Here is a 20601-nt window from a genome sequence, read left to right as displayed (position 1 = left end):
CCGGGTATTACACGACATCTCATGCGCGCTTACTTTGACAATGCAGCCACCACCCGACTCGACCCGGAGGTGCTGGAAGCCATGCTTCCTCTGATGACCGAGGAATTCGGAAATCCTTCTTCGATTCATTCGCACGGACGAAAAGTTCGTACGGCCATCGAGCGGGCCCGGAAAACCGTGGCCACGCTGCTCAATACGTCTCCGGCGGAAATCTTCTTCACATCCGGCGGCACCGAAGCTGATAATACCGCCATCCGTAGTTCCATCGAAACCTACGGACTGACGCACGCCATCACGTCTCCGCTCGAACACCATGCTGTTCTTCATACGCTGGAACATCTTGATAAACACGGTATTGTAAAGTTGAGCCTGGTTGATGTCGACGAAAATGGCCGCATCGATCTGGCCCATCTGGCCGAATTACTCCGCGCTAATCCGAACACGCTCGTGTCGCTGATGCACGGCAACAATGAAATCGGTAACCTCCTCGATCTGGAAACCGTCGGTACACTGTGTCGGGAATACAAAGCCGTGTTTCATTCCGATACAGTGCAGACGATGGGCCACTATCGCCATGATTTACAAAAACTTCCGGTCGATTTCATCGTTGGGTCTGCTCACAAATTTCACGGTCCGAAGGGGGTTGGTTTTCTGTATGTAAACGCCAATACCAAATCCGGACGAGGCCCCATTCACCCGTTTATTCACGGCGGTTCACAGGAGCGCAACATGCGCGGGGGAACGGAAAACGTGTACGGTATTGTGGGGCTGGCCAAAGCGCTGGAAATTGCTTACACCGAAATGGAAAGCCACCGCCGGTATATCGAAAGTTTGAAAAGCCGGATGATCGACCAACTCCGCGAACGGCTCGAAGGCGTTTCGTTCAATGGGCTTTCGGCCAGCCTTCCCGCTAGTTTGTATACGGTTTTGAACGTGAGTCTGCCTTCTTCCGAAATGAGCGATATGCTGTTGTTTAACCTGGATATCGCCGGAATTTCGGCTTCGGGCGGCAGCGCCTGCACCAGCGGCTCCAACCTCGGCTCCCACGTTCTGTCGGCGCTTCCCCACAATGATCCCGACCGGGGCGCCATCCGGTTTTCATTCAGCAAATACAATACCGTGGAAGAAGTGGACTACGTGGTCGATACGCTGGTTGAATTATTCAAGCGTGAGCAGGAAGCCGTGAAATAATCCTTAAGAATCGTGAACGCTGCGTAGCGAAGAACGACGGTTTCATTATTCAGCGTTCACGCGTTAGTATTGCCTGGTCTCCGGCACTCTTTCAAAACTTCTCCCTTCCTCAGATCGTTACGGTTTAATAAACGAATCGTATGAATCCATCGCGCACTTGCCTCATTACGGGCGCCAATTCCGGAATTGGTCGAATAACGGCTTTAGAATTAGCCAAAAAAGGTTTTGATATCATCATGCTGGCCCGCAACCTGGAAAAAGCCCGGCCCGTTCGTCAGGAGATCAAAAGTGTCAGCAAAACGGGTCATGTCGATCTGGTCTGGTGCGATATCGCCAGCCAGTCGTCGGTACTTCAGGCGGCCCGCGAAATCACCGACCGCTACGACCGGCTCGATGTGCTGGTGAATAATGCCGGGTTATACATTGAAAAGGAACAGTATTCGCCCGAAGGCATTGAATTGAGCTTTGCCACCAACCACCTCGGACCTTTTCTGCTGACCAATATGCTGCTAAACCTGCTCCGAAAAGGCACGAATGCGCGGATTGTAACGGTGTCTTCAGAAGCGCATCGCTGGGATGGCGGTTTTAAAATGGATGAACTGGCCAAACCCCGGAAGTACGACGGCATGAAAGCCTACGGGGCCTCCAAACTCTGTAATATTTTGTTTTCCAAAGAGCTAGCCGACCGTCTGGCCGACGACGGCATTACCTCGAATTGCCTGCACCCGGGCGTTGTTAAAACCAACTTCGGGCAGAATTATAGCAATCTTCAGGGATTTGTATTTAACCTGATGCGCCCCTTCTTCATCAGCCCGGAAAAAGGAGCCGAAACCAGTATTTACCTGGCTTCCTCGCCGGAGGTAGAAAAAGTTACGGGCTTGTATTTTGCGAAATGCAAACCCAAAACGCCCAGCGCAGCCGCTCAAAGTAAGTACAATGCCACGCAGCTTTGGGCGCTTAGTGAAAGTTTGACGCAGCTGAAAAACCGCCTGGTCGTGATTTAATGGCTGGCTGGCGATAAGGCCTGCTCTAAATCGGCTATTAAATCGTCCGCGTGTTCCAGACCCACCGAAATTCGCAGCAGGTTTTGCGGTGTAGTGGAGTTGGGGCCTTCTACGGACGCCCGGTGTTCGATCAGGCTCTCGATTCCGCCGAGGCTCGTTGCGCGGATGAAAAGCTGTACCCGTCCTGCAACTGCCCTGGCCGCTTCCGCTCTTCCGCGGATTTGAACGGACAACATGGCCCCGAACATCGCCATCTGTTGCTGCGCAATGGCGTGGCCCGGGTGGTTTTCCAGTCCCGGATAGTGGACGGCTTCAACCGCCGGGTGCTGGTTCAGAAATTCCGCCAGTTTTAAAGCCGTCGCCGACTGCGCCCTGATCCGGGTTGTGAGGGTTTTAATACCCCGCAACAGCATCCAGCAATCGAACGGGGCCGCAACGGCACCACCCAGGGTTTGATACCGCCGAACCTGCTGGTAAAAATCACCGTCTTCTTTAAAAATCAACGCTCCACTCAGCACATCACTGTGGCCTCCGATGTACTTGGTGGTCGAATGCATTACCACATCGCAGCCCAGATCGAGAGGGCGTTGCAAAATCGGTGTCGCCCAGGTGTTATCACAGGCACACCACGCCCCGGCTTGATGCGCCATGTCTGCAATAGCCTGAATATCCGCAATTTTAAGCAGCGGATTGGAGGGCGTCTCGATCCAGATCAGGCGCGTGTTTTCGTGAATGGAACTACGAATTGCTTCCAGGTCCGTAAAATCGACCCGGGTATACGTCAGCCCCCACGGGTGAAAAAGCTCTTCGAGCAAAGCCGGTGTTCCGTGATACGCATCATCACCGAGAATGACGTGATCGCCCGGCCGCAAGGCCAGCAGCAGCGTCATCGTTGCGGCTTGTCCTGAACTGAATGCCAGACCGGCAAAGCCGCCTTCGAGTTGGGCAAGAGCCGCTTCGAGGGCATCCCGATTCGGATTACTGGTGCGTCCGTAAATGTGTCCGTGCGGGAAGGTTCCGTCAGCATCGCGTTCAAAGGTGGTGCTGAGCGATAGGGGCGGAGCAACAGCCCCGGCGTTTGCGTCGGCTATACGGCTTTGATAAATCGCGAGTGTTTCCGGATGCATAGGAATGTGATTTAGATACGAAATTAATGAATAGTTTCGGGTGAAGGTGTATGGTTTGTAGCGTAATAATGCAACTTTGTACCTTAACCACAACTCTGGACTAAAAAAGATCGACTTGTTATGATAAAAGCGGAAGGCATGCTTCGCGAAGGCGCGTTGAAAGATAAAACAATTATTGTTACCGGTGGCGGCACGGGGCTCGGGAAATCGATGGCCCGGTATTTTTTGCAACTGGGCGCCCATATCGTGATTTGCAGCCGTAAATTGCCGGTGCTGGAAGCCGCAGCTGCCGAGCTGATGAACGAAACCGGCGGTCAGGTCCTGCCACTGGCCTGTGACGTCCGCAATCCGCAGGAAATTGAGCTGGTCATTGCCCAAACCGTCGAACGTTTCGGTCGGATTGACGCGCTTCTGAATAACTCGGCGGGAAATTTTATCAGTCCGACCGAGCGACTATCGTATAAAGCCTTCGATGTAGTGGTCGATATTGTGTTGCGGGGAACGTATTACTTCACGCTGGCAGTGGGTAAATACTGGATCGAAAACAAGATTCCGGGTACGGTTTTAAATATCTCAACCACTTATGCCACAACGGGTTCTGGTTACGTCGTGCCGTCGGCAGTGGCAAAAGGAGGAGCTCTGATTCTGGTTAAATCACTGGCCGCCGAGTGGGCGAAATACGGTATTCGGCTGAATGCTATTGCGCCCGGCCCTTTTCCTACCAAAGGCGCCTGGGACCGCCTTTTTCCCGAGCCGCTGGTCAAGATGATGGACCCCATCAGTCGCATTCCGCTCAAACGCGTGGGCGAGCACCAGGAACTGGCCAACGTTGCCGCTTATTTATTGTCCGATTATTCGGCTTACGTCACCGGCGCATGCATCACCATCGACGGGGGGGAGGTGTTATCGGCTGGTGAATTCAATCACCTGGAAGATGTCACGTCGGAGCAGTGGGATGAAATTGGACAGGCCATCAAGCAGGCCAACCGGGCGGGTAAGGAGTGAGATCTCTGCCCTGGTTTTGCCACGATCCACCAAATACCAGTTTTGTTTTACTCCGGAGGAGTACCCTGTTAATAGCCAAAAATCGGTTTTGCTGGCCCTGTTTGGCTATTAACAGGGTACTCCTCCGGAGTAAAACAAGACGGGCTGGTCGGTAGTAAGCGGGAATAAAACCGGATTATTTCTTCGCCAGATAAAAGAAGTCCAGACTTTCGGCGGGCGTATTGGTCACTACGTAATCCGTATGCTGAATTTCGGCGGCCAGGCCGTCCTGCTCCAGCAGCTTGTTCCGGTTCAGTCGGTTGAGTAAATCATACGGTACCTGAAGCATCCAGCGGGGCAGCCGGTGTTGCAGATTCAGAACGTCATACCGTGTGATTCGTTCAACGGATTTCTTGTTCTGCTCGTAATACGCCATCACTTTTCCGTTGCCATGAATACCCCGCGTGTCGACCTTTGGAAAATACCGCAACAGCAATTTCTTTAATTCGTCCGCCGTATATTCCCGCACATGCCACGGATTGCGGGTTAACGAAAACAGACGATTGACCGTCGTCAGCAGCAGCGTTCCGCCGGGTTTCAGCACCCGAAAGGCTTCCTTCACAAATAGATCGTCATTCTGAATGTGTTCGATTACCTGAAACGTAACAATGAAATCGAAGCTATTGTCGGCCAAACCACTCAACGGTGGAATGTTGGCCTGAATAAAGGTAGCCTGGGGATATTCCTGACGAAGTGATTGAATCAATTCATCGTTTTTATCGATACCTGTATACTGATCCGCCGTCTGCGTGAGCAGTTCGAGTCCGCGTCCCCAGCCGCATCCGATTTCCAGCACCTTGCCACGGACCAGTTTGGCGGCTTCGACATACGGAAACAACAACCGCTGATGAACAGGATTGTCGGATGCAATTTCGGCAGAGGTAATTTCAGTCGTTTTATACATATTGTTCCCTGAACGATGGTTACGGTGAAAAGAATATTAGAAGCCTGAATGAATTATATCCTTCCTCAACCGGTTGGTAACTAGTAATGTATCGATCATGGCCCCCATAATAATCACTTTCATCATAGTTCTTTTTCGGTAAAGTTACTTCATTTGTAGAAGCTTTGAAAAAACGAATTGGAATTGACGGGATTGAGCGTTTTGTTCGTTTTAATTGAGAACAGAATTCTATCAGTATGAGAATAGCAATTATCTTACTCTGTGCGGCTTTACTGGGTGCCTGCGCTTCCGGGAAGCGCAGCAAACAAGCCGAAATAAAGTCCAGACAAACCGAGCGAACTGCCGACCAATCGGCTCCCCGGTCAGCTCCGGCGCCTTCGCAACCGGCGGCTCAGCCAACGCCGGCTGGCTGGCGGGTGGTGTCTACGAAAGGACGCTTTCTGGGAAAAGATTCTTCTACGGTCAGGGTGTATATGAACCTGATGGTTCGGAAAGGCAACGAACCGGCCACGGTGGAAGACTTTACATCCCGGTTTATGCTCAACTACGTTGTTTATCCGGATTATAACAGCCGGGAGCGGTTAGCCTACGGAAACGTTCCGCTCACCGCCGAGTCGGTTGTCCGGGAGACGTCTCCCGAAGCCGGGGATGTATTGACGATATTTTTTGACGTCAAAAAGCCCGCCAACGCGATCAATGGGGTTATGCTGGCCGAAGTTACCGAGATCAGTAGCGGGCGGAAAGTATTGAACGATCTGCCCATCCGGTTTAAGGCCGTCAAACTGAGTGATCGCTTTGCTCTTTTCAATCCCAAATCAAAACTGCCTCAACAACAGCACTTTGTGAATGCCGGTGACACCATTATCATTCGGGATGTTGAAGGTGCGGTTTCAAAATCGCTGCATCTGTACCGGTATCGGCACGATTTCGATCCGGCCCAGTCGCCGATGAACACCACACCACGCCCGGCCCCCAAAGTCCTGGGTGTCGATACGGCCATGACGGTTATGACGAATCAGCCGTTTTCGCTGCCCGAAGAAGGACTGTATTATTTTTTGGAAGATACCGCCGATGCCTATGGGCTGGGTCTGGTGGTAGCCGATCATCGGTTTCCGAAACTAACCCGGCCCGAAAAACTGATCAAGCCCATTATGTACGTTAGTACCAGCACCGAAATCAACAGCCTGAATACCGCTGCGGATTTCAAAAAGGCGCTCGACCGGTATTGGCTGACCTTGATGGCCGGTGATCAAAATCTGGCAAAAGGGGCAATTCGGGCCTATTACGGACGGGTAGAGGAAGCAAACCGGCTTTTTACCACCTACAAAGAAGGCTGGAAAACCGACAAAGGCATGATCTACATCGTGCTGGGGCCACCCGATCGCGTTCAGCGTAGCCGCGATCGGGAAGTGTGGGTGTATAACCAGCGGGCCAATGTGTCGGAAATTAATTTTACCTTTAATCGAAAACCTAATCAATTTGTTGAGGATCACTATGAACTGGTGCGATATGTCGAATATCAACCCGTCTGGTATCCCGTAGTCGAAGCATGGAGAACCGGAGCAATTCGCGAGTAAACACGTATCATACTAAAAAGCCCAAACAGTACGCCAGCGATGAGATGGTGTTTGGCATTCAGTCGGTCACCGAAATTCTGCGTTCGGGGAAAGACATCGACCGGCTTTATCTGGTCAAAGAAGGCAGTTTTCCCGAGATTCAGCAACTCGCTTTTGAACGGCGTGTAACCATTCAGCGGGTACCGGTTGAAAAACTGGAGCGGATTACGCGGAAAAACCACCAGGGGGCGATCTGCTTCGTGTCGTCGATTTTTTACGCCAAACTCTCGAATGTGATCGTTGGTGTCTACGAAAAAGGACAGGTGCCCCTCTTGCTGGTGCTCGACCGGATCACGGATGTACGTAACTTTGGTGCCATTGCCCGGACGGCCGAATGCGCTGGTGCTCAGGGTATTGTCATTCCGGCGCGGGGCGCGGCCCTGATCAACTCCGATGCCATGAAAACCTCGTCGGGCGCCTTGAGTCATTTGCCGGTTTGCCGCGAAGTCAATCTGGAAGAAACCCTGAAATACATGAAAGAGTCGGGCATCAAAATCGTTGCCTGTACTGAGAAAACCGATAATTACCTCTACGAAATTGACATGTCGGGCCCGACAGCCATCATCATGGGGTCGGAAGACGACGGAATTTCGGACGAGCTACTGCGCCTGGCCGACCACCACGCCCGCATTCCGCTGGTGGGACAGGTCGAATCCCTGAACGTGTCGGTGGCTACGGGGGTCGTGTTATACGAAGCCGTCCGGCAGCGGATTTTCAGTGACAATGAGCCACCGGTCGATGAAGGGTTTTAGGCCCCGTTTTTTGCGAATCCACGAAAGGAAACAAGGGCAGTAGCGGTAGGTCTCAAATGGCAAAGCTAGTTTTGATCAGGTAAAGCTACCCGGTTTCCATATTTCTGGAAACTACGCTGACGTTTCTCTTAAAATAGTCCTCGAAGCAACTGAAAACAAAACCCTGTAAACAACGAAATCCCCGCCAAAAGCGGGGATTTCGTTGTTTACGATAGTAATTATTACGCCTTCTTCTTGGTAGCCGGTTTTTTGGCGGGTGCTTTTTTCGAACCACCATCCAATGAATTAATCCAGGCCGCAATCTTCAGCGCTTCGTCTTTCGGTACGTTTTTCAACGCTGCCATCGGCGGATAACCCGGCCAGTGTTCGGGTTTTGGCTCATAAATCAGCTCAACAATCTGCGCGTCCGTATATTTTTTCTTTGCAACCTCTTTGTAAGGGGGCCCAACCAAACGGGTGTCCGGGTTATGACAAGCCAGACAGATATTTTTCTGAAGTAAGGCTTTCACATCCTCCGGTATTACGGTCTGCGCTTGAGCCTTGCCGACGAAAATAACTGCGGTCAGTGCGACCGCAATGAGCATTCCAAACGTTTTTTTCATGTAAATTCGATTAAAAGCTTAATGAGTTAAGATAAACAACCGTTATTGGGCCACCAAAGTTATACGGCAATGCTAATATACGCCAACACTCTACCGGCTTTTTCGACAAATATCTTGGTTTAGACACGGTACTTTGTCTAAAGTTTAACCGAGACGAACGATAATTAGGCAAAAATAACAAAACAACAGTACGAATGGCAACCATCGACCGCTTTTCAGGCCATGCAGATCTATATGCGCACTACCGCATCGATTATCCTTCCGAATTGTATGATTTCCTGGTACCTCTGGTGACTACCCGCACGACAGCCTGGGATTGTGCTACGGGCAACGGTCAGGTTGCCAGTGCGTTATCGGCTTATTTTGAGGACGTAACCGCCACTGACATCAGTGAACAGCAACTGAAACAAGCCGTTCAGAAGCCCAACATCACGTATACGGTTTGCCCCGCCGAGCAAACGCCTTTTCCTGACCACTGTTTTGATTTGATAACCGTCGCCCAGGCTTTGCACTGGTTCGACACCGATACGTTTCATCAGGAGGCCCGGCGGGTGTTAAAACCGGGCGGTATTCTGGCCGAATGGGGGTATGGAATGGCGCAGATCGATCCGGTAACTGATCCGGTTTTCTACCATTTCTACGACAACATCGTCGGTCCTTACTGGGATGATAACCGAAAACACGTCGAAGACCACTACGCCCGGATTCCCTTCCCATTCGACCAGATCGAATACCGGGACTTCACGATCCGGCGAAACTGGGATCTGGATCGCTTCCTGAATTACCTCCGAACCTGGTCGAGTGTGCAGAAATACATCCGCCAGCACGGAAATGATCCGGTTTTGTGGGTGGCCGATCAGCTCAAAACCGCGTGGGGAAACGACGAACGGGAAGTGCGGTTTCCGGTTTTCCTAAGAGCTGGAAGGAGTTAAGGAGTGAAGAGTTAATTAGTTAAGAGTGAAGAGTTAAAAATGAAGAACAACTTGCGTCAGCCAACGCTTAACTCTTCATTCTTAACTATTTAACTCCTAAGCGGTCCAGATCACCCGTAACACCCGCGATCGGACGCCAATGAGCTGGAAAAACTCCAGCCAGTGCAATTGCTGCGCGCCCAGGTGATCGGTGGGCGATTTTACTTCAATGAACTCATACTCACCCTGCTCGTTCCAGACGAGCAAATCCGGAAAACCGCGCGTGTTTTCGCGCAGATTTCGCGATATTTCGAGCATAACCAGCCCCAGTTGCGCGGGTTCCAGCAGATCGACCATCTGAAGATTCAGACTCAGCAGCTCCTCGTTCCAGTCGACCAGCACGTTGGTGATCCCGTATTTTTCGAAGAAAACCGTTTCAATGTGTTTCTTCCAGTCCTCGCGCGTCTTCAACTCTACCAGGCGTTTTTTTAACAGATCTTCCCGTTTTACGTAGAAATCGGGCAGGTAGAAATCCGACGGAGTTCGTTGCAGCGGATGGTGGATGGCTTGCACATTGGCGTCGTAAATGATGTCCCAGAAGACCAGTCCAAACAGCCCGCGCCACGGATAATTTTCGGTAAAAGCCGCATCCCAGCCGGTTTCCAGAAAGTGATTCATCACCCCCGCTTCGACGTGGTGCCGGTAGATGGCCGGGATACCGACACTTTCGGCATCCGACAAAAACCGGGTAGTTGCTTTCCGGCTGCGTTTTTTCTCTCCTGCACTCAGAATTTTCTCCCGAAAATCATTGGCAAAATACCGCTCATCGGCGTTCTGTGGGTTCAGCGCCATTTCATCGCAAAGTGCCAGGGCTTCCTCCGTCAGGCCCGATCGGAACAACAAGCGCGCGCGTCGTTCGCGGGCCGGAACACGGTCGGTCAGGTTATAGACCTGCATAGCCTGTTCCGGCATTTTCTGCCGTTCCAGAAAACCGCCGACGTGCGCCACCAGTTTCGCATACCCCGGTTTGGCAATTTCGCTGAGTTCAGGCCGGGACTCATCCCAGTTCATAAACCAGTTGAACACATCTTCGGGTGGCGTCACCGAATCCCTCAACTCGTGAAATTCCTCATTGGTGAGCGAAATCAACAGTTTGTCTTCCACTTCCTTGCGATTTGCAAACCGGGCTGTCAGCTTTGATTCGTCATACCGTTCAAAAGTTACCATACCCAAATCGCGGATCACGAACTCGCTCATATCGCCGGAACGATTGCCAAAAAAGAGGTATTTCAGCATCATCACTTCGGCATCAAAATTGGGCTTCACCACCGTCTCATACCGGGTCAGGCTTTCAACGATCCGTGCGAAATCCAGTTCGTGCAAACTATACCGCACAATGTTTTCTTTCTTCGCCTTGCCCAGCGGTTTCAGTTCTTCCGGTTCCAGGGGCAGCAGTTCCAGCAATTCGGGTTTGGTAAACGTGTTCAGAACTTCGTCGCCCAGCAGCTCATGGTGTGGATTCAACCGCTCGATAAAACCGTGGATGAGTAGTTCGCCCACGGCTGCCGGCAGGTCATCGATTTCCTTGTACTGCAATTTTTGAACCCGAAAAAAAGTGCCTCTGCGGTTGCTAAACCGTACATACAGGCACTGGGCATCCTCGGTTAGCGCTTCAAAGCGACGAATGAATTCCCGTTCGGATTCAATTAGTAAATGACCATACAGGCGACCGACAAAACCGGTCAGGTAACGGAAATAATCCAGGTAATATTTCGGAGGTAATTCAACCGGTTGCGGTTTTGTTGCCATAGTTTTTCAGTAGGAGAGGGGAAAAAGGAGTTTCAATTGCTTTTGCGCACTTTCCTTTCCGCTCTTTTTTCAATCCATTTCTACATCTTTACCGTTATAAACAGTAACACTATTTTTGACTAATATGTCCCCGAAAAGGGTATTGCAGGAACTGGCTGATCAACACTTGCTCGACGGGAAACAACGCGCTGTTATCCAATCGGTTGAAGATAAAAAACTGTTTTCAGTACACTGGGAATTACGATCGTTGCTGTATGTCGGAATTCTGTTGTTTACGACGGGAACCGGTTGGCTCATCTACCGATACATCGACCAGATCGGTCATAACCTGCTCATTTTGGCTTTGGCGGTGCTGTGTGCCGCCTGTTTTGCCTTTGCCAGCCGGTATAAAGGCCCTTTTACAACGGACCGTTCCTACAGCCGTTCGTCGTTCGGCGATTATGCACTGCTGCTGGGCTGCCTGCTTTTTCTGACTCTGGAAGGCTACCTTCAGTATCAATATACCATTTTCGGAACCCGGTATGGTCTGGTAACTTTTCTGCCGGCCATCCTGTTTCTGACACTCGCCTACCTGTTCGATCATCGGGGTGTGCTGGCCATGGGGCTAACCGCCTTACTATCGTGGATTGGCGTGACGGTCCGGCCGTTGGAGTTTTACTTTAAAGGGAATCTGAAAGACATGAACGTACTGCTCTCGGCCTTGGCCCTGGGCATTTTACTCGTGGTCGCTGCGCTGGTTCTGGACCGCCGACGGATTAAACCGCATTTCACCAGTACCATATTGACTTTCGCAGGCAATCTTGTGCTGGTCGCTCTGGTTGCGGGCTTGTTCAATTTTAAAGAATATCACCCCGTGTTTGCCGTTTCCCTGGCAGTAGCTTGTATCAGTTTTGACTGGTATGCGCGACGCGAACACTCGTTTCTTTTTGTGTTGATGAGCACCTTTTACGGATATATTGGCGCAACCTATCTGGTTTTTCATTATTTACAGCTGCGCGACGAAGCTACCTATCTGTACTGGATTGTGACCGGTATTGGCATCACCGCTTATTTATCGGCCCACCGGAAAGTCTGAGGGCTGTATCGAAACGAGAAAAGAACGAACGGATGAAAGCGTATAACGAGACCTGGGTTCGCAATAAATACCTGTTAGAACAGGTTGCACGCTGGCAGCGGCAGGGTTTGCTGGACGACGGGAAAATGCAGGAGATCCGCGAAAAGTTTCCGGTTGGATTTCATGAATCCAACGGATTTATCGAAGTCGGTTTGTTCGTATTTTCAATCGTAGCCGTGAGTGGAAGCTATTTTCTGTTGGCCACCCTACTATCCAAACTGTTTGATAATGAGACTTTTTATCATTTCTTCAATATCGGTTTTGGCATTGCGGTTGGCCTGCTGGCGGGTCACCTGATCAATAGCCGAAAGCACTATCGCTCCGGCACCGACAATGCGCTGGTTATCGCGGCCATTGCGCTGGTAACCGTGGGCATCGTTGGAATGTTTCCGGATCACTGGCCACTCTGGCACTATTGTCTGATCATACTGCCTATTGTTCTGCTGGGTGTCTGGTATTACAGCGATTTGCTCCTGACACTGGCGGCATTCGGAACGCTTGTAACGGCCATTTTTGACTATATACTGGAGTTTTCATTTGGGACACAACTCCTGCCGTTTGTGCTTATGGGCGTGTCGACCGGACTGTATGCGCTGGCACGATTGGTTGAAAACCGGGACGAACTGATCTACTGGCGGGACAATTTTGTTTTGCTGGAATGGCTGTCGCTGAGTCTGTTACTGGTCAGTTGCAACTACTTTGCCGTGCGCGAACTGAATTTCTGGATGATGGACAAGCGGCCAGCCGAAGCGCCCGAGATTGCGTGGGCCGGTTTTTTCTGGACATTAACGATGGTTGTTCCAATGGCGTTGTTTTACCTGGGGTTTCGGCAGAAAGAACGACCGTTGTTGATCATGAGCGCCATAGGATGGGGACTGGCACTGGCTACCTGGCGTTATTTTCATCCGATGTTTTCGCTGGAAACTTATCTGGTAATCAATGGTTTTCTGCTCATTTTGGGGGCCGGTTACCTGATTCGCTATCTGCGTGTACCAAGAAATGGTTTTACCGATCGACCCGATGAGGATTCGCCAACCGAATTGGCAGGCAATGCCGGGATAATATCCACCACGCAGGCCGCTTCCGGGAATTTAGGACCCCCGGGAGGGATGCAATTTGGGGGCGGTGACTTTGGCGGTGGAGGCAGCGGAAGCCGCTATTAGGAGAGCTTAATTCTGCCTAAACCCGCATTCAGGGCAAAAGTGATGTAACCATTTAGTTCCATTCGCTAAAATAGTAGATTGATATGCTCCAATTTCATGTTATTACATTCAAAAAGAATGTGGGCGTTTATCTCACCAACTGGAAGAATGAAAAAGAAACGTGTTTGGGGACTCTTCCTCCGCAAGCCAACGATTGGAGAATGGCTGATTTTTGGAATGAGTGCCATACTGATATTCTTCGTTGTAAGTCCGGTCTGGCCTTTCAAAATTTACCAGGTGGCCGGCGTCGTTTTTTGTTTGGGATTTGTCTTTCTTTTCATTCGGGAAGCCCAAAGTGACAACCCGCGTTATTTTTATAAATGGCTTTGGGCCTTATTTGGTATCGTTAAAGTAAACGTAAGAATCGTCGATGAAATATTTACGCGTCAAACCTGGCAATTGTTTGATGTGGTTCTCCTCATCGTTCTGCTCCGTTCCATTCACAGTTATAATGCTGAAAACGGCCGTGAACCGCTTTTTTTTCGCCGATCCAGCCGTTCGCTGACTCAATAGTCGTACCAATCACCCCACCAGCGTTGCAACTGCTTGCGAATTTCGTTTTCACGCGCATTCTGCCCCGGCTCATACAATTTTGTTCCTTTCAGTTCGTCAGGCAAAAAGTTTTGGGGCACAAAATTTCCCTCAAAATCGTGCGCATACTGGTAGTTTTTGCCATACCCAATCTGTTTCATCAGCTTTGTGGGCGCATTCCGCAAGTGCAGCGGTACGGGTTGGTCGGAAGTCCGTTCGGCCAAAGCCAATGCTTCGTTGATGGCCACATAACTGGCGTTGCTTTTGGGTGAGGTCGCCAGATAAACCGCTACCTGCGACAAGACAATCCGGCATTCCGGATAACCGATGACTTTAACCGCCTGCAGGGCGTTGGTGGCCATGATGATGGCCGTCGGGTTGGCATTGCCGATGTCTTCCGACGCCAGAATCAGCATGCGCCGGGCAATGAATACGGGGTCTTCACCCGCTACGAGCATCCGGGCCATCCAGTACAAAGCCGCGTTGGGATCACTGCCGCGCAGGGATTTGATGAACGCCGAGATGATGTCATAGTGCTGCTCGCCGGATTTGTCGTACCGGGCAATCTGGTGCTGGGCAACGGTTGTCACCAGTTCATCGTCGATGGTCATCGCCTGATTGTCAGGCCGGGATGTAACCACCAACTCCAGCAAGTTCAGGAGCTTCCGGCCGTCACCCCCCGAAAGCCGCATCAGCGCATCGTAGGATGCGACCGTAATCTGTTTTTCTTTGAGATAACTGTCTTTCAGCAGGGCATTATCGACGAGTTGTTTTAGCTCATCAACGCCGAGCGATTCGAGAACGTATACCTGACAACGCGACAACAAGGCCGAGTTAACCTCGAACGATGGATTTTCGGTAGTCGCCCCAATGAGCGTAATCGTTCCTTTTTCGACGGCCCCGAGCAGCGCGTCCTGCTGGTTTTTGTTGAAGCGGTGAATTTCGTCGATGAAAACAATTGGAGGAAACAGCCCCGAGGGACGGCTCAGTACGTCACGCACCTCTTTAACGCCTGAACTAACGGCACTTAAGCTATAAAAGGGACGTTTGGTGGCCTCCGCAATGAGTTGGGCGAGTGTGGTTTTGCCCACGCCCGGCGGACCCCACAAAATCATGGACGGTATGCGGTTGGCTTCGACAGCCCGGCGTAGTGCACTGCCCGGCCCGATCAGTTTGCGCTGGCCAATGACATCATCGAGGGTGCGGGGGCGCATCCGTTCGGGTAGGGGCGTGGTAATGGGGTTCATAGAGAATTTGCCGTTTGAAATGTATCGGGTAAGGCTACAAAGGTAGACAACCTTACCTGCTAAACTTCAAACGGCAACCAATAGTTAAAACCCCGATGCGGTGCCGCTGTCCGTTACAGAACCACTTTTTCGGGCGAAATGTACTTTTTGAGATTCGTCAATGCGCCGAAGATCAGGTTGTAGACCGACTGGATATTGATCTTCATCAGCGACGAAATTTCTTCGTTGCTCAGATTCTGATAATACCGCAGATAAACGGCCTCACGCTGACGGCGGGGAAGTTTTTCAATGGCTTTCGCCACGCAGGAGTTGACGTGGTCGTCTTCTTCGAACGAAATCAGCGTCGATTCGTAGGACGGAGCACAGCCGGGTAACCATTCCCGATCGTTTTCAACATCGTCCTGACTGCTAAATTTCATCTCGGCGTTCAGATGGCGAACCAGCTTTCGCTTGATGGAGGCCATCAGATAAAACCGCACCGAAGTAGTCTGACCGATGGTTTGCCGGTGTTTCCACAATTCGACAAACAAGTCATGAATACAATCTTTGATGAGGGCCCGGTCGGCGGTGAAATGAGCGCAGTAGTGATACAGCACCTGTACATATTCTTTGTAAAGCCGGGCAAAAGCTACTTCATCGCCACTCCGGAACTGATCCCAGAGTTGCTCTTCGTCTATACCGGACGGGGTGCGGTAGCGAGGCATAATAATGGTTTAGGATGGGTCGAAAGAAAGTACCTTATGTATAGAATGTAAACTTATTAACAAAACTTGGTAATAAAAAAAGTCGGCGCATTTTTTTACAAAAACTTGTATAAATAGGATTATTTTTATTTTGTTATGCTTGCATACGGCTAGTATTATACGAGCGTCAGGGGTGATGTAAACCGGAAATTTTCGCCGTCGAACAACCCGCGGTCACTCAGTTTTAAGGAAGGAATCACCAGTAAGGCCATGAAAGACAAGGTCATGAATGGAGAAGCCAGTGGGCTGCCCAATTGGTCTTTCACAAACCGGTCGATGGCGGTATACTTTTCAGCCACCGCATAGCCGTCCGTATCGGTCATCAAACCGGCAATAGGAAGCGGAAGCAAATGGTAATTCGCCGGACTGGCAACTGCGCTCAAACCGCCACGGGCTTCGATGACCAGATTGACCGCCTGGCAAATGCTTTCGTCATCGCAGCCAACGGCAATGATATTGTGGGAATCATGGCCGACAGACGAGGCAATAGCGCCTTTTTTAAACCCAAAATTTTTGATGAAGGCCAGCGCAGGGGCCGCATCCTGGTAGCGGTTGACGACGGTTATTTTCAGGATATCCCGTGCGACATCGGCCACGACCCGGTTGTTTACGATGGTCGGAGGGAGCAACAGATTGTTCGTAATCAATTGCCCGTCAAGCGCTTCGATGACTTGAAGGTGCCCCGGCTGCTGATCCAGATCAGCAATACCGGCAACGACTTCAAAATACTCCGGTTTTTTCGGCTCGCACTCGAACCGGTTGACGTGTTCACTGCGCAAATCAGGCAGCTTCGAAATACCGTTCCCGGCCACCAGATCGCCATTGATATAGGTTTGAAGAACCGTCCATTCCGTTAGATCGCCAACGACGATAAAGTCGGCCGGATCGCCCTCCCGCAGCAAACCCACCGGCAGACGGTAATGCAATACCGGATTCAGACAAGCCGCCCGAAGGGCGTTAAACAGATCATGTCCGTGCGCCAGCGCCCGTTTGACCAGCTGATTGATATGGCCCCCGGTCAAACTGTCGGGGTGTTTGTCGTCAGAACAAAACATGATTTTTTCGGGGAAGTCACTCAGCAGCGGAATCAGGGCCTCGAAATTCTTGGCCGCGCTTCCCTCGCGGATCAGAATATGCATGCCCCGCTGCACTTTGTCGAGCCCTTCCTCATAGGTAAAACACTCGTGATCAGTGGTCATTCCGGCATCGATGTAGCGTTGGGCATCGTTGCCCCGTAAACCGGGGGCGTGTCCGTCGATGGGCTTGTTGAACGCCCTGGCCAGCGCAATTTTAGCCAGTACGTCCGGGTCCTGATGCAGAACGCCCGGGAAGTTCATCATCTCGGCGAGATACCCAATCTCTTTCATTCCCAACAGTCGGCGGACATCGCGAACGGTAATGGCGGCTCCGGCCGTTTCGAAGGTGGTGGCCGGTACGCACGAGGGGGCACCAAAGCAGAATTTAAACGGGACCCGTTTCCCGTCGGTAATCATGTATTCCACACCAGCGATTCCAAGGACGTTCCCGATTTCGTGCGGGTCCGAAACCGTCGCCACCGTGCCATGAACCACGGCCAGCCGGGCAAACTGGGCGGGTGTGAGCAGTGAGCTTTCAATGTGGACGTGGGCATCCACAAAACCGGGTAATACATACGGTTCCGCGGGACGTTCGGGACCTAACTCGTCGATTTGATGAATCCGGCCTTGCTCGATGGTCAGCTGGCTGAAACGGATGGTGCGGTCAAAAAGATTAAGGAGATTGCCGGAAACTTGCATGAATAGGGAAGAATCTTGATTTTTTTATTTCAATATTAGTGATAATTCACAGACTTTTGTCTCTTGAAATAAACCCGGATTCTGATTCATCCGTCCGCGGAAGTTATTCCTACACTCATAACTATGCAGCATAAACTTTTAAAAGTACACCCCGCCGATAATGTAATTGTGGCTCTGCAGAATTTTCAGCCGGGCGAACAGGTTGATTTTGAGGGCCAAACCTACAACCTGCCGATTGGCGTTGGGGTGAAGCATAAATTTGTAACCGAAGATCTGCAAACCGGCGACTCGGTTATTATGTACGGCGTTTTGGTTGGAAAGGCCACGCAACCTATCAAACGGGGCGAACCGATTACGACATTCAACCTGAAACACGATGCGGATCAGTATGGTATCGAGAAAAAACAACCCTATACCTGGCATCAGCCCGATGTGTCGGCCTGGCACAACCGCACGTTCATGGGCTACCACCGGGCCGACGGCATGGTCGGAACCGCTAACTACTGGTTGGTGGTTCCGCTGGTTTTTTGTGAAAACCGCAATATCCTGATTTTGAAAGACGCGTTCGAGCGGGAATTGGGATACGCGCAGTCGGAGATTTACCGGGAGCAGGTGCACGAAATGCTCCAGCTGTATAAAGTCGGGGAAATTGACCGGGTTCACAAAATGGAAGCGTTTCTGGACCCGTCGATGGTTCGGACGCTCGATGAACCCCAGGTAAAACGGCCGTTTAGTAACATTGACGGCATCAAATTTCTGACCCACGAAATGGGTTGCGGAGGAACGCGCCAGGATTCCGAAGCCCTGTGCGGCCTGTTTGCCGGTTTTATCAACAATCCCAACGTGGCCGGTGTCACGGTATTGAGCCTGGGTTGTCAGCACACGCAGACCTCGATGCTGGTTGACGAAGTTCGGAGACGCAACCCGAAATTCAACAAACCGATGCTGATTTTTGAACAGCAGGACGGCACCGAATACGCCATGCTGACCAATGCCATTCGCGAAACGTTCCTGGGGTTGATCGAAGCCAATAAGCTCGAACGGAAACCCGCGCCCCTCAGCAGTTTGACCATCGGTTTAAAATGCGGTGGTTCGGATGGTTTCTCGGGACTTTCGGCCAATCCGGCCATCGGTCACCTGTCCGACATCCTGGTTACGCTCGGTGCCAAAACCGTTCTGGCGGAGTTTCCGGAACTGAATGGGGTGGAGCAGGAATTGATCAACCGATCGGTTTCGGACGAGAAAGCGCTGAAATTCATCCACCTCATGCAGGATTATTCGGCCAAAGCGGAAGCCGTTGGTTCCGGTTTTGACATGAATCCGTCGCCGGGAAACATCCGCGACGGTTTAATTACGGATGCGATCAAATCGGCCGGGGCGGCCAAAAAAGGCGGTACTGCGCCCGTTGCGGATGTCCTGAATTATACCGAACCCGCCACCGTTCCCGGTTTGAATCTGTTGTGTACGCCCGGCAATGACGTCGAAGCGACCACCGGTATGGCCGGTTCCGGCACCAACATCATCCTGTTTACGACGGGTCTGGGAACGCCAACGGGAAATCCGATTTGCCCCGTGGTTAAAATTTCGACCAATACCGCCCTGCTCCGCCGGATGCCGGATGTTATTGATTTTGACAGCGGCCCGATCATCGAGGGTGAAGAAACCATTGAGCAAAATGCCGAAGAACTGCTCGAGTACGTCATCCGGCTCGCCAGTGGCGAAGTTAAAACCAAAGCCCAGCAACTGGGTCAGGACGATTTCATTCCCTGGAAACGGGGCGTATCTCTTTAAATTAATTTTGAATGAGTGAATGAGTGATTGAGTGAATAGAGGGCTGGAAATCCAGTGTTTTTTCACTCAATTACTTAATCGCTCAATCGCTCAATCAAAACATATGTTTAGCTTAAACGATAAAGTTGCCATCATCACGGGTGGCGCCAGCGGAATTGGGCTGGCCATCTCGCAGACGTTTGCGCAGGCGGGGGCGCTGGTTCATATTCTGGAATTGAATGCGGATCTGGCCCGGCAGGTGGCCGAGGAGATCAATACCAGCGGGGGCCGGGCCCACGCCCATGCCGTCGACGTGTCGAATCAGGCGCAGGTTGTCGAGGTGATTGACCGGATTGCCGCGGGTGGAGCCATCAATATTCTGGTGAACAACGCCGGTATTTCGCACATTGGAACCGTTGAAACCACCACGGAAGCCGATTTCGACCGGGTTTTTACGGTCAATGTCAAAGGCGCTTACAATTGCCTCTATGCAACAATACCGCACCTGAAAGCCAACGGCGGGGGTGTTGTGCTGAACATGGCGTCGATTGCCGCAACCGTCGGAATTCCGGACCGGTTTGCCTATTCGATGACCAAAGGCGCGGTGGTATCGATGACGCTTTCGGTGGCAAAAGATTATCTAAAACACAATATCCGGTGCAATTGCATTTCGCCCGCCCGGGTCCATACGCCGTTTGTGGATGGGTTCATTGCTAAAACCTACCCCGGAAAAGAAGCCGAGATGTTTGCCAAACTGGCGGCTACGCAACCCATTGGCCGCATGGCAAAACCGGTGGAAATTGCCGCGCTGGCGTTATACCTCTGTTCGGATGAAGCCGGTTTCAATACCGGGTGCGATTACCCCATCGACGGCGGTTTTGTACGATTGAATAATTGAAGGGAGAATAAAGAGGCAAGAAAGAGACACGGCTATCCTCCGGGTAGTTCGCCTGACTTTCTTGCCTCTTTTGGTTTATCCATGTGAACGGGGACTGCAAATAGTAGCCTGATGAAGTTGACTTACTGATTCCATTGCCGAAAAATCAGGCTAGAAGCGAGCCGCAATTCCTTCAGATACTTTGTGTATGGGGTGATTTTTTAAATTGTTTGTGCCAGCAATATTTTTATTCATAGTTCATTACCAAAGGTTTACGGTGTATTCTTGAAAAATGGGTTAACGGGTTTTGTAATATTTTGTTTATCGTACGGTTATATTTTAAAATAATTTATTAATCTTGTATTAAATTTCTCGTACACCA

Annotated in this window: 18 protein-coding genes; 11 read left to right on the top strand and 7 right to left on the bottom strand. The window is 51.1% G+C overall.

The features are described from left to right. Positions 1-21: 21 nt before the first annotated feature. Both EHT87_RS14105 and EHT87_RS14100 read left to right on the top strand, forming a co-directional pair. Positions 22-1191, top strand: a complete 1170-nt coding sequence (locus EHT87_RS14105) for a cysteine desulfurase family protein (RefSeq protein WP_124907304.1) — start codon at positions 22-24, stop codon at positions 1189-1191. Between the two features lie 140 nt (positions 1192-1331). Further along, the gene (locus EHT87_RS14100) at positions 1332-2195 is read left to right on the top strand and encodes an SDR family oxidoreductase (RefSeq protein WP_124907303.1); all 864 of its coding nucleotides are present in this window, start codon (positions 1332-1334) and stop codon (positions 2193-2195) included. Here EHT87_RS14100 and EHT87_RS14095 read toward each other — a convergent pair. Further along, entirely contained in the window at positions 2192-3322 is a 1131-nt protein-coding gene (locus EHT87_RS14095) for a trans-sulfuration enzyme family protein (protein ID WP_124907302.1), read from the bottom strand. The genes EHT87_RS14100 and EHT87_RS14095 overlap by 4 nt on opposite strands. Before the next feature lie 120 nt (positions 3323-3442). On the opposite strand from EHT87_RS14095, the gene EHT87_RS14090 reads away from it, so the two are divergent. Continuing rightward, positions 3443-4327 (top strand): SDR family oxidoreductase, encoded by an 885-nt coding sequence (locus EHT87_RS14090; protein ID WP_229321091.1) that lies wholly within the window; start codon positions 3443-3445, stop codon positions 4325-4327. Positions 4328-4502: 175 nt separating this feature from the next. Here the strand turns inward: EHT87_RS14090 and EHT87_RS14085 are convergent, their stop codons facing one another. Continuing rightward, a complete protein-coding gene (locus tag EHT87_RS14085; RefSeq protein ID WP_124907301.1) occupies positions 4503-5270 on the bottom strand; it encodes a class I SAM-dependent methyltransferase in 768 nt (255 codons plus the stop codon). A gap of 236 nt (positions 5271-5506) precedes the next feature. Between EHT87_RS14085 and EHT87_RS14080 the strand changes: the two genes are divergently transcribed. Together EHT87_RS14080 and rlmB are read left to right on the top strand one after the other, a co-directional pair. Then, positions 5507-6847, top strand: a complete 1341-nt coding sequence (locus EHT87_RS14080) for a GWxTD domain-containing protein (protein WP_124907300.1) — start codon at positions 5507-5509, stop codon at positions 6845-6847. Continuing rightward, entirely contained in the window at positions 6820-7638 is an 819-nt protein-coding gene (rlmB, locus tag EHT87_RS14075) for a 23S rRNA (guanosine(2251)-2'-O)-methyltransferase RlmB (protein ID WP_124907299.1), read from the top strand. The genes EHT87_RS14080 and rlmB overlap by 28 nt, the downstream gene beginning before the upstream one ends. A gap of 221 nt (positions 7639-7859) precedes the next feature. Here rlmB and EHT87_RS14070 read toward each other — a convergent pair whose 3' ends face one another. Beyond that, positions 7860-8240, bottom strand: a complete 381-nt coding sequence (locus tag EHT87_RS14070; protein WP_124907298.1) for a c-type cytochrome — start codon at positions 8238-8240, stop codon at positions 7860-7862. Positions 8241-8434: 194 nt separating this feature from the next. On the opposite strand from EHT87_RS14070, the gene EHT87_RS14065 reads away from it, so the two are divergent. Beyond that, positions 8435-9172 (top strand): class I SAM-dependent methyltransferase, encoded by a 738-nt coding sequence (locus EHT87_RS14065; protein ID WP_124907297.1) that lies wholly within the window; start codon positions 8435-8437, stop codon positions 9170-9172. 96 nt (positions 9173-9268) lie between these two features. Here EHT87_RS14065 and EHT87_RS14060 read toward each other — a convergent pair whose 3' ends face one another. Continuing rightward, positions 9269-10960 carry a VRR-NUC domain-containing protein gene (locus EHT87_RS14060; RefSeq protein ID WP_124907296.1) on the bottom strand — a complete coding sequence of 564 codons (1692 nt, stop codon included), beginning with the start codon at positions 10958-10960 and terminating at the stop codon, positions 9269-9271. 124 nt (positions 10961-11084) lie between these two features. Here EHT87_RS14060 and EHT87_RS14055 point away from each other — a divergent pair, with 124 nt between their 5' ends. The 3 genes from EHT87_RS14055 to EHT87_RS14045 all read left to right on the top strand — a co-directional run bounded on the left by EHT87_RS14055 (position 11085) and on the right by EHT87_RS14045 (position 13789). After that, positions 11085-12035, top strand: coding sequence for a DUF2157 domain-containing protein (locus tag EHT87_RS14055; RefSeq protein WP_124907295.1), 951 nt, complete (start codon positions 11085-11087; stop codon positions 12033-12035). A gap of 32 nt (positions 12036-12067) precedes the next feature. Beyond that, positions 12068-13237 (top strand): hypothetical protein, encoded by a 1170-nt coding sequence (locus EHT87_RS14050; protein WP_124907294.1) that lies wholly within the window; start codon positions 12068-12070, stop codon positions 13235-13237. A gap of 117 nt (positions 13238-13354) precedes the next feature. Further along, the gene (locus EHT87_RS14045; protein WP_124907293.1) at positions 13355-13789 is read left to right on the top strand and encodes a hypothetical protein; all 435 of its coding nucleotides are present in this window, start codon (positions 13355-13357) and stop codon (positions 13787-13789) included. On the opposite strand, the gene EHT87_RS14040 is transcribed toward EHT87_RS14045, so the two are convergent. From EHT87_RS14040 to ade, 3 genes are all read right to left on the bottom strand, one after another. Continuing rightward, positions 13783-15054, bottom strand: a complete 1272-nt coding sequence (locus EHT87_RS14040) for a replication-associated recombination protein A (protein ID WP_124907292.1) — start codon at positions 15052-15054, stop codon at positions 13783-13785. The genes EHT87_RS14045 and EHT87_RS14040 overlap by 7 nt on opposite strands. Before the next feature lie 113 nt (positions 15055-15167). Continuing rightward, positions 15168-15758 carry an RNA polymerase sigma factor gene (locus tag EHT87_RS14035; protein WP_124907291.1) on the bottom strand — a complete coding sequence of 197 codons (591 nt, stop codon included), beginning with the start codon at positions 15756-15758 and terminating at the stop codon, positions 15168-15170. 155 nt (positions 15759-15913) lie between these two features. Then, the gene (gene ade, locus EHT87_RS14030; RefSeq protein WP_124907290.1) at positions 15914-17572 is read right to left on the bottom strand and encodes an adenine deaminase; all 1659 of its coding nucleotides are present in this window, start codon (positions 17570-17572) and stop codon (positions 15914-15916) included. A gap of 123 nt (positions 17573-17695) precedes the next feature. On the opposite strand from ade, the gene EHT87_RS14025 reads away from it, so the two are divergent. Further along, positions 17696-19363, top strand: coding sequence for a UxaA family hydrolase (locus EHT87_RS14025; RefSeq protein WP_124907289.1), 1668 nt, complete (start codon positions 17696-17698; stop codon positions 19361-19363). A gap of 103 nt (positions 19364-19466) precedes the next feature. Then, positions 19467-20240: an SDR family NAD(P)-dependent oxidoreductase gene (locus tag EHT87_RS14020; protein WP_124907288.1), complete on the top strand. Its 774-nt coding sequence runs from the start codon at positions 19467-19469 to the stop codon at positions 20238-20240. Positions 20241-20601: the final 361 nt, after the last annotated feature.

The organism is Larkinella knui (genome assembly GCF_003858645.1).
GTDB lineage: Bacteria > Bacteroidota > Bacteroidia > Cytophagales > Spirosomataceae > Larkinella > Larkinella knui.
The sequence above is the reverse complement of the archived record's forward strand: the minus strand, read 5'-3'. Positions and strand labels throughout refer to the sequence as shown.

Excerpts from the sequence above, each read along its gene's own strand:
- EHT87_RS14105 (WP_124907304.1), top strand. The coding sequence starts at position 22 with ATGCGCGCTTACTTTGACAATGCAGCCACCACCCGACTCGACCCGGAG.
- EHT87_RS14100 (WP_124907303.1), top strand. The coding sequence starts at position 1,332 with ATGAATCCATCGCGCACTTGCCTCATTACGGGCGCCAATTCCGGAATT.
- EHT87_RS14095 (WP_124907302.1), bottom strand. The coding sequence starts at position 3,322 with ATGCATCCGGAAACACTCGCGATTTATCAAAGCCGTATAGCCGACGCA.
- EHT87_RS14090 (WP_229321091.1), top strand. The coding sequence starts at position 3,443 with ATGATAAAAGCGGAAGGCATGCTTCGCGAAGGCGCGTTGAAAGATAAA.
- EHT87_RS14085 (WP_124907301.1), bottom strand. The coding sequence starts at position 5,270 with ATGTATAAAACGACTGAAATTACCTCTGCCGAAATTGCATCCGACAAT.
- EHT87_RS14080 (WP_124907300.1), top strand. The coding sequence starts at position 5,507 with ATGAGAATAGCAATTATCTTACTCTGTGCGGCTTTACTGGGTGCCTGC.
- rlmB (WP_124907299.1), top strand. The coding sequence starts at position 6,820 with ATGGAGAACCGGAGCAATTCGCGAGTAAACACGTATCATACTAAAAAG.
- EHT87_RS14070 (WP_124907298.1), bottom strand. The coding sequence starts at position 8,240 with ATGAAAAAAACGTTTGGAATGCTCATTGCGGTCGCACTGACCGCAGTT.
- EHT87_RS14065 (WP_124907297.1), top strand. The coding sequence starts at position 8,435 with ATGGCAACCATCGACCGCTTTTCAGGCCATGCAGATCTATATGCGCAC.
- EHT87_RS14060 (WP_124907296.1), bottom strand. The coding sequence starts at position 10,960 with ATGGCAACAAAACCGCAACCGGTTGAATTACCTCCGAAATATTACCTG.
- EHT87_RS14055 (WP_124907295.1), top strand. The coding sequence starts at position 11,085 with ATGTCCCCGAAAAGGGTATTGCAGGAACTGGCTGATCAACACTTGCTC.
- EHT87_RS14050 (WP_124907294.1), top strand. The coding sequence starts at position 12,068 with ATGAAAGCGTATAACGAGACCTGGGTTCGCAATAAATACCTGTTAGAA.
- EHT87_RS14045 (WP_124907293.1), top strand. The coding sequence starts at position 13,355 with ATGTGGGCGTTTATCTCACCAACTGGAAGAATGAAAAAGAAACGTGTT.
- EHT87_RS14040 (WP_124907292.1), bottom strand. The coding sequence starts at position 15,054 with ATGAACCCCATTACCACGCCCCTACCCGAACGGATGCGCCCCCGCACC.
- EHT87_RS14035 (WP_124907291.1), bottom strand. The coding sequence starts at position 15,758 with ATGCCTCGCTACCGCACCCCGTCCGGTATAGACGAAGAGCAACTCTGG.
- ade (WP_124907290.1), bottom strand. The coding sequence starts at position 17,572 with ATGCAAGTTTCCGGCAATCTCCTTAATCTTTTTGACCGCACCATCCGT.
- EHT87_RS14025 (WP_124907289.1), top strand. The coding sequence starts at position 17,696 with ATGCAGCATAAACTTTTAAAAGTACACCCCGCCGATAATGTAATTGTG.
- EHT87_RS14020 (WP_124907288.1), top strand. The coding sequence starts at position 19,467 with ATGTTTAGCTTAAACGATAAAGTTGCCATCATCACGGGTGGCGCCAGC.